Raw genomic sequence first — 7389 nt, 5'->3', positions numbered from 1 at the left:
TGATGACCTGAACATCCGGGGCTTTCGCTCCACCGAATCCATCCTTGTCGATGGCCTGGTGCAGAGCCCGGGCATGTGGGCCAAGCTGCAGCCCTACGGCTACGAGCGCTTCGAGGTGCTCAAAGGCTCGGCCTCAGTGTTGTACGGCCAGGTGCAGCCCGGCGGCATCGTCAACGCGGTGAGCAAGCGGCCCAAGAAGGAGGCGATCAACGAGGTAGGCGTGGAGGTGGGCAGTTTCGGCCAGCGCACGCTGCAGGCCGACATCAACCGGCCGCTGTCCGAATCGGGCAAGACGGCGGTGCGCATCAATGCGCAGGTGTCCAACGCCGACGACCCCACTCAGTTCGTTTACCGCAAGGACCGCTGGTTTGCGCCGTCGCTCTCCATCGACCTGGGGCCGCAGACCGACCTGGTGCTGTTTGCCACCTACAGCCAGAGCCAATGGATGCGCCAGCAGGGCATCACGCCCTACGGCACGCTGCTGCCCAACCGCAACGGCACGCTGCCCGTCACGATGTTCACGGGCGACCCAAGTTTTGGCGGGTATGACGTAGAGAGCAAAACCGTGGGCTACACGCTGGAGCACAAGATGTCGGAGGCCATGATCTTCCGCCAGAACGTGCGCTACGAGACCGAGAAGGGCACGGGCAATTTTGTCTCCAACCAGGCGCTGCAGGCCAACCAGCGGCTGCAGAACCGCAGCGCCTCGCGCCAGTACATGGACTACGACCTGCTGGCCACCGACACCTCGCTGCTGTCGCGCTTTGAAGCGCTGGGCGTGAAGCACCAGTTGGTGACGGGCCTCGATGCGCGCAGCGGCACCAGCCTGCTGGCCAGCCGCACCTGCCGCATCGGTGCACTGGACCTGTTTGCACCCGTGTATGGCATGCAGGCCACCTGCCCCGAGGCGCTGACGCAGGATGCGCCCGCCAAACTCACCGTGGCCGGGCTGTATGCGCAGGACCAGATCAAGTTTGGCCAGGGCTGGACGGCCCTGGTGGGCCTGCGCCGCGACTGGTCCACCACCGATACGAACAACCGCGTGGCCAACACGCAGACGCGCCAGAAGGACAACGCCACCACGCTGTCGGCCGGGCTGGTGTACGAGTTCAAGCCCGGCTGGGCCGCGTATGGCAGCTATGGCGAGTCGTTCCTGCCCCAGTCAGGCCTGACGTTTGGCGGATCGAACTTTGTGCCCGAAACCGGCAAGCAGTGGGAGGCGGGCGTGAAGTACGAAGCCCCCGGCGGCCAGGTCACCGGCGCGCTCGCCGTGTTTGACCTGGTGCGCGAGAACGTGACCACCGCCGACCCGGTGAACACGGGCTTCAGCGTGCAGACCGGCGAGCAGCGCGCACGCGGGCTGGAGCTGGAGCTGGGCGCGGACCTGAAGAACGGCTGGAAGCTGACCAGCGCCTACACCTACACACAGACCAAGGTCACGCGTGACAACAATGCCGCCATCGTGGGCAAGCCACTCAACCTCACACCGCGCCACACGCTCACGGCCTGGGCCACGTACAAGCTGCCGCAGTACCAGCGCGTGACGCTGGGCCTGGGCGGGCGGTATGTGAGCGAGCAGATTGGCTCGTACCCCTTCACGCTGCCGTCGTACTTTGTGGCCGATGCGTCCATCAGCTACGTGGGTGAGAACTACCGCGTGACCGCGGGCGTGAAGAACGTGTTCAACAAGGCGTATTACGACGGCGCGATCAATGCCAACGTGGTGTCGCCCGCGTTGCCACGCAACTTCAGCCTGGGCGTGACGTACTTCTTCTGACGCAGCGCTCCACTCCAGCCGCCCGCACGCCATGACCAGCCAGCGCACGCTCAACCGCCTGTTCACCCTGCACTCCTGGGCGGGTATCGTCACGGGGCTGCTGATGTTCATCGTGTGCTTTTCGGGCGCGGTGGTGGTGTTCAAGCACGAGATCGACCTGTGGGCCAATCCGTCGCTGGCGCAGCTGCCGCGCACTGAAAAACCTGCGCCGCTCGACGCGGTGCTGACCCAGCTGCACACACGCTACCCCGGCGCCACGGTAGAGAGCATTGCACTGCCCGATGCCGTCAACCCCAGCTACTTCGCCTTTGTGCGCGAGCGTGGCGCGCCCGCCAACACGCGCACCAAGGTGGCTTTGCGGTCGGACACGGGCACCGTGGTGGGCCCGGTGGACAGCCAGCTCGGCCAGTACCTGCGCATGCTGCATGTCTTCCTGTTCTTCGGGCCGCGGTGGATCGTGGGTTTTCTCGGCGTAGCGATGCTGGTGCTGATTGCCACGGGCATCGTCATCCACCGCAAGATCCTGGCCGAGTTGTTCACGCAGCGCTGGGGCCGCAGCTTTCGGGTGGTGATGTCGGACCTGCACAAGTCCGCGGGCATCTGGGGCCTGGGCTTTCACATCCTGATCGCGGCCACGGGCGCCTGGATGGGTCTCGCGCCGCTGTTCGAGCAGAGCTACAAGTACCTGGCCACCGGCACCCCGGCAGCGGCAGCCCCGAAACCCGCGCGCAAGGCGGCTGCAGAGGCCACCGAGCCGGTGCGCATGCAGTCACTGGACGCACTGCATGCCACTGCCCAGCACGCCGTGCCCGGACTGCAGGTGCGGTACGTATCGATGCGCCGCTGGGGGACCGAGACGGCCGAGGCTGGCTTCACCGGCAACCTCAGCGGCCACCTGGCCAGCACGGCCCGGGTGGACATCGACGCCGCCACAGGCGCCACCAAGAAGGTGCACGACCCGCGCACGGCAGGCTTCTGGTCACTGGTCAACGGGCTCATGGAGCCGCTGCACTTCGGCGATTTTGGCGGGCTGGCGCTGAAGTGGCTGTATTTCTTTCTGGGCATGACGCCCGCGTTCCTGTCGATCTCGGGCACGCTGATCTGGCTGGACGCTCGCCAGCAGCGCCAGCAACTCCCGCGGGAGGCTGGCGCGGCGCTCCCCGGCAGCACTACCGCTGCGGGCTGACCCAACACGTCGCCATACGGGTGTCACTCCTCTCCCCCACCATGCAACGATTCTTCCTGGCCTTGCACGCCACCGTACCCGCCGCACTGGTGGTGGCAGTCTTCATCCACCTGTGGGGGCCTTCCGGCTTGCCCTCGCTCGCGCAGCGGCCTGTGTGGGCCGTATGGGTGCTGATCGGCACGTGGCTGCTAATGTCGGCGGCGGCCGCGTGGGCGCTGCGCACGCTGGCGCTGTGGCGCGTGGCGCTGGGCGGCGGGGGCGTGCTGCTGGTCGTGGCAGGCCTCGCCGGGCAGGTGCTGGGCAGCGCGCAAGGTCCGGCGATGCTGGCCAGCATGATGGTCGTAGGCTTGGCCTGTGCGGGAATCGCTGCCTTTGTCGGCCCCCAGCGGGTGCAGGCACCCCGGCACAAGGCTGTGCGCCACACCGCGGCCTCAGCGGGCGCGGCAAGGCATGCCCCCGCAGCGCGCCAGCGTCGGCAGCGGGGTGGATGGTGCCATTGGCTGCCCCCCGCGCATCTGCCGTTCTGGCTGAGCGGCGTGCTAGCGGTGGAGTCGTTCCGCCTGGCACACATCGTGGCGATCGAGCCCGCGCGCTCGTCGGGCATGCTGGGCCTGCTGCTGGCCTTCTTCTTGGCCCTGCCGGCTGCAACGCTTCGCCACTGGGCACCCCGCACATCAGGGCTGCTGTGGGCGCTGGCCGCGCTGGCCTATGGCGGCCTGACGGCCAAGGCCGGGCTGTGGCAGTGGGCCGCTGCAGCAGCGCTGTGTGCACTGGCCGCTGCAGCGCCCGGACGGTGGAAGCGGGGCCGTGCTATACGCAAGTCACACAGCCCGCGCAGCCACAGCGCCCAACCCCGCCACACGGAAACCGCATGAACCAGGAACTCATGGGCGCTTGCGCCGCGCTGGCTTCGCTGATGGCCCTTGCGCACTGGGCCCAGGCCGTGACCACACGCGCCTGGGGCGACGGCTTGCGCGGGGCTGCACGCAGGCGCGCCTGGGCCACGGCGCTGGCCACGCTGGTGCTGCAGACAGTGACCGCCGTGGCGGCAGCGGGGCCCGCAGGCGGTGCGGCACTGGTGGTGTCGGCATGGATGGGGCTGGGGTGGCTGCTGGTACTCGGCATGAACCAGTGGCCTGTGGCGGCGCGGCACTGGGCGATGCGGCTAGGGACTTTGGGGTGTGCAGGGTGCGTGGTAGCGCTGGCGGTTGTTGGACTGCGCCTAGTGGGTTAAACCGCCCTGATCCACTCGCAATAGGCCGCCAGCGCTTAATTATCAAGCGCCAATAGCTACCAAATTTGTAGCAAGCTCCGCACGGCACAATCGCGGGCATGGACCCATCCCTGCTCAACACCCCGTGGGTGAACACCTTGCGCCTCGTTCTGGAGGTGGCTGCCACCGTGGCGTTTGCACTGTCGGGCGTGATGGCCGCGGCGCGCAAGCGGCTGGATGCCGTGGGCGTGTGCGTGGTAGCCTTTGTGGCGGCGTTCGGCGGGGGCACGCTGCGCGACCTGCTGCTGGACCAGCGGCCTTTCTTCTGGATTCGGCACACCGAGTTCGTCTGGGGCATTCTCGCGCTGTGCATCGGCGCGATGCTGTTCATGCGCCAGCGGCACTTTGAGCCGACTGAACGCGCCATGCTGCTGCCGGATGCCATCGGCCTGGGCCTGTTCGCCGCCGTGGGCGTGGACATTGCCACCGCCATCGGTATGCCGCCCATCATCGGCGTGATGATGGGCGTCATCACCGGCGTGTTTGGCGGTGTCCTGCGCGACGTGCTGTGCAACGAAGTGCCCCAAGCCTTCAGCGACCACCGTCCCTATGCGCTGTGCGCGTTTGCGGGCGGCTGGGCCGATGTGGCCCTGCGTCAACTGCAGGCGCCCGACTGGGCGCCAATGGCGGCCTGCGTGCTGCTCACCGCCGGGCTGCGCGGGCTGGCGGTATGGCGCAACTGGGAGCTGCCCGCGTGGCGGGTGTGATGGGCTCATTCGCATTCCATGGCAGAAGCTGGCGCACCCGTGACAGCATTCCGTGCGCAGGGCCCACACACTGATTCCCATCAGACTGCAGGAGACACACCCCCCATGACCACCCCCACGCCCGCCCACCTGCGTGCCACGGCCCTTATCGACAGCGACTCACCTTCCATCCAGGCCTTTGCCGCTCAACACGCGCGCGGCACCACCGACCGCGAACGCGCCGTCGCCCTGTACCTGGCCGTGCGTGACGGCTTTCGCTACGACCCTTACCGCATCGACCTCTCCCCCCGGGGCATGACGGCCAGCACGGTGCTGGGCAACGGCTACGGCTGGTGCGTGCCCAAGGCCGCGCTGCTCACCGCCGTGTGTCGCGCAGCGGGCATCCCGGCGCGCATGGGCTTTGCGGACGTGCGCAACCACCTCAGCACCGAGCGCATGCGCGAGATCATGAAGACCGACCTCTTCATCTGGCACGGCTACACCGACATCTGGCTGGGCGGCACCTGGCGCAAGGCCACGCCCGCGTTCAACATCGAGCTGTGCGAGCGCTTTGGGCTGCTGCCGCTCGAATTCGATGGCGAGAACGATTCCATCTACCACCCGTTCGACAGATCCGGCGCGCGCCACATGGAGTACGTTCACCAGCGCGGCGCCTTTGACGACATGCCGCTGGCGCAGATCGTGGCGGACTTCCGCACGGTGTACAGCGGCTGGCTACCCGAGGACGGTGCCACCCACAGCAGCTTGCAGGGCGCCAGCTTTGCGCAGGATGTGGAGAAGGAGGCACGCGCATGAGCAGCCATGCCGAGATCCCGCCGGGCTTTTCGCCGCTGCAGTCCGGCGGCCCGTTCATCCAGCACAACGGCCCGCTCTACTTGCGCCACGAAGGCAGCGTGGTGCAGTTCGGCTTTCGCGTGGAGCGCCGCCATGTGAACCCCATGAACAACCTGCACGGCGGCATGATGGCCAGCTTTTGCGACATGCTGCTGCCGCTGTCGGTGCACCGCAAAAGCGACCAGGTGGCCGACCGTTTTCTGCCCACCATCAGCCTGCAGATCGACTACCTGGCCCCCGCCCCGCTGGGCGCCTGGGTGCAGGGTGAGGCCGAGCCGCTGCGCGTCACGCGCTCGCTGGTGTTTGCGCAAGGGCTGGTCACCGCAGATGGCGTGCCCTGTGCGCGGGTGAGCGGGGTGTTCAAGATCGGGCCTGCGGTGCCAAGCAACGCGGTGGAGTGAGCCCTTGGGCAACAAACCCAAGGCCCCAAGCCGCACGCCCCGGCGCGCAAGCCTGACCTGCACCGCTCAGGCAACGCCCAGCGCCCCCACCACATGCTCCACAAACCGCGCCAGCTTGGGCAGCTGCCGCCGGTCGGGCGCATACACCAGGTGCACAGAGCGCGGCACGGGCAGGCAGTGCTGCATCACCGGCACCAGCGCTCCGCTGGCCAGATCATCGGCCAGTAGCACCTCTGGCTGCATGATCAGGCCCAGGCCGCGCAGCGCCGCCTGGCGCAGGCCGTCGCCCTGGTTGCACACAAAGCGCGCGTTCTCGGGCCAGAAGAACTCCTCCTTGCCGTCGCGCAGCGTCCACTCCACCCGGCGCTGCCACACCGAGTGGCTCAGGCATTGGTGCCGCGCCAGGTCGGCCGCGCGTTCGGGCGTGCCGTTGCGCTGCAGGTAGGCAGGGGCTGCGGCAATCACCATACGGTAGGGACGCAGCGGCCGCGCCACCAGACCTTCGTTGACCACCTGGCCAATCCGTACGGCCACGTCAAAGCCCTCGCCCGCCAGGTCCACCACGCTGTCGGTCAGCTGCAAGTCCACGCGCACCTGGTCATGGCGCTGCAGAAAGTCGGCCACCAGCGGCGCGATCACGTGGTTGCCCAGCGTGAAGGGCGCGCTCACCCGCAGCAGACCCTGGGGCACGGCCCGGCTGCGCTCCACGGCGGATTCGGCCCAGCGCACCTGCTCCAGCACGCGTTTGCTGTCTTCGTAGAACGCCGCCCCCACCTCGGTCAGGCTGTTCTGGCGTGTGCTGCGCTGGAACAGGCGCGCGCCCAAGTGGGCTTCGAGTTGCTGGATGTGCTTGCCCACCATCACGGCCGATATCTGCAACTGGCGTGCCGCCGCGGCAAAGCTGCCTGCTTCCACCACCGCCACCATGACCTCCATGTTGCGCAGTTTGTCCATCCGAAATTCCTAATCATTGGTTAACACAAGCATAACTTCAAAGTGCTTTATGCATTTAATGATTAGCAAAAGAATCAGGGCGTCGGTCTTCTTCAACCCTTTTTCACCAAGGAAATCACCATGTCCAAGATTCTTCTCATCGGCGCGAGCGGCACCATCGGCCAGGCCGTGCTGGCCAACCTGAGCGCACGCCACGACGTGATCACTGTCGGCCGCAACAGTGGCGAGCACCGTGCGGACTTTTCGCTGCCCGGCTC

General features: G+C 67.2%; 8 protein-coding genes and 1 pseudogene. 8 read left to right on the top strand and 1 reads right to left on the bottom strand.

Annotated elements, in window-relative coordinates:
- The 7 genes from MRY84_RS08845 to MRY84_RS08815 all read left to right on the top strand — a co-directional run.
- Positions 1-1777, top strand: a 1777-nt coding sequence (locus MRY84_RS08845; RefSeq protein WP_291505362.1) for a TonB-dependent siderophore receptor, incomplete at its 5' end; no start/stop codon positions are given.
- Between the two features lie 31 nt (positions 1778-1808).
- A complete protein-coding gene (locus MRY84_RS08840; protein ID WP_291505361.1) occupies positions 1809-2963 on the top strand; it encodes a PepSY-associated TM helix domain-containing protein in 1155 nt (384 codons plus the stop codon).
- A gap of 41 nt (positions 2964-3004) precedes the next feature.
- Positions 3005-3838, top strand: coding sequence for a hypothetical protein (locus tag MRY84_RS08835; RefSeq protein ID WP_291505360.1), 834 nt, complete (start codon positions 3005-3007; stop codon positions 3836-3838).
- Positions 3835-4197 (top strand): hypothetical protein, encoded by a 363-nt coding sequence (locus tag MRY84_RS08830; protein ID WP_291505359.1) that lies wholly within the window; start codon positions 3835-3837, stop codon positions 4195-4197. Before MRY84_RS08835 ends, MRY84_RS08830 begins: the two co-directional genes overlap by 4 nt.
- Positions 4198-4295: 98 nt before the next feature.
- Positions 4296-4943, top strand: a complete 648-nt coding sequence (locus MRY84_RS08825) for a trimeric intracellular cation channel family protein (RefSeq protein WP_291505358.1) — start codon at positions 4296-4298, stop codon at positions 4941-4943.
- 105 nt (positions 4944-5048) lie between these two features.
- Positions 5049-5738: a transglutaminase family protein gene (locus tag MRY84_RS08820; RefSeq protein WP_291505357.1), complete on the top strand. Its 690-nt coding sequence runs from the start codon at positions 5049-5051 to the stop codon at positions 5736-5738.
- Positions 5735-6178: a PaaI family thioesterase gene (locus MRY84_RS08815; RefSeq protein ID WP_291505356.1), complete on the top strand. Its 444-nt coding sequence runs from the start codon at positions 5735-5737 to the stop codon at positions 6176-6178. The genes MRY84_RS08820 and MRY84_RS08815 overlap by 4 nt, the downstream gene beginning before the upstream one ends.
- Before the next feature lie 66 nt (positions 6179-6244).
- Here the strand turns inward: MRY84_RS08815 and MRY84_RS08810 are convergent, their stop codons facing one another.
- Positions 6245-7132, bottom strand: a complete 888-nt coding sequence (locus MRY84_RS08810; RefSeq protein ID WP_291505355.1) for a LysR family transcriptional regulator — start codon at positions 7130-7132, stop codon at positions 6245-6247.
- Between the two features lie 120 nt (positions 7133-7252).
- Between MRY84_RS08810 and MRY84_RS23160 the strand changes: the two are divergent.
- Positions 7253-7389: pseudogene (locus tag MRY84_RS23160) on the top strand (short chain dehydrogenase); the annotation flags it as partial.

This window comes from Acidovorax sp., from assembly GCF_022763525.1.
In the GTDB taxonomy this organism is placed as follows: domain Bacteria; phylum Pseudomonadota; class Gammaproteobacteria; order Burkholderiales; family Burkholderiaceae_C; genus Acidovorax.
This window is presented reverse-complemented; position numbering and strand designations above follow the sequence as displayed.

Bases quoted from the DNA above. Each gene is read 5' to 3' on its own strand.
- MRY84_RS08840 (WP_291505361.1), top strand. From the start codon at position 1,809: ATGACCAGCCAGCGCACGCTCAACCGCCTGTTCACCCTGCACTCCTGG.
- MRY84_RS08810 (WP_291505355.1), bottom strand. From the start codon at position 7,132: ATGGACAAACTGCGCAACATGGAGGTCATGGTGGCGGTGGTGGAAGCA.
- MRY84_RS08815 (WP_291505356.1), top strand. From the start codon at position 5,735: ATGAGCAGCCATGCCGAGATCCCGCCGGGCTTTTCGCCGCTGCAGTCC.
- MRY84_RS08820 (WP_291505357.1), top strand. From the start codon at position 5,049: ATGACCACCCCCACGCCCGCCCACCTGCGTGCCACGGCCCTTATCGAC.
- MRY84_RS08830 (WP_291505359.1), top strand. From the start codon at position 3,835: ATGAACCAGGAACTCATGGGCGCTTGCGCCGCGCTGGCTTCGCTGATG.
- MRY84_RS08825 (WP_291505358.1), top strand. From the start codon at position 4,296: ATGGACCCATCCCTGCTCAACACCCCGTGGGTGAACACCTTGCGCCTC.
- MRY84_RS08835 (WP_291505360.1), top strand. From the start codon at position 3,005: ATGCAACGATTCTTCCTGGCCTTGCACGCCACCGTACCCGCCGCACTG.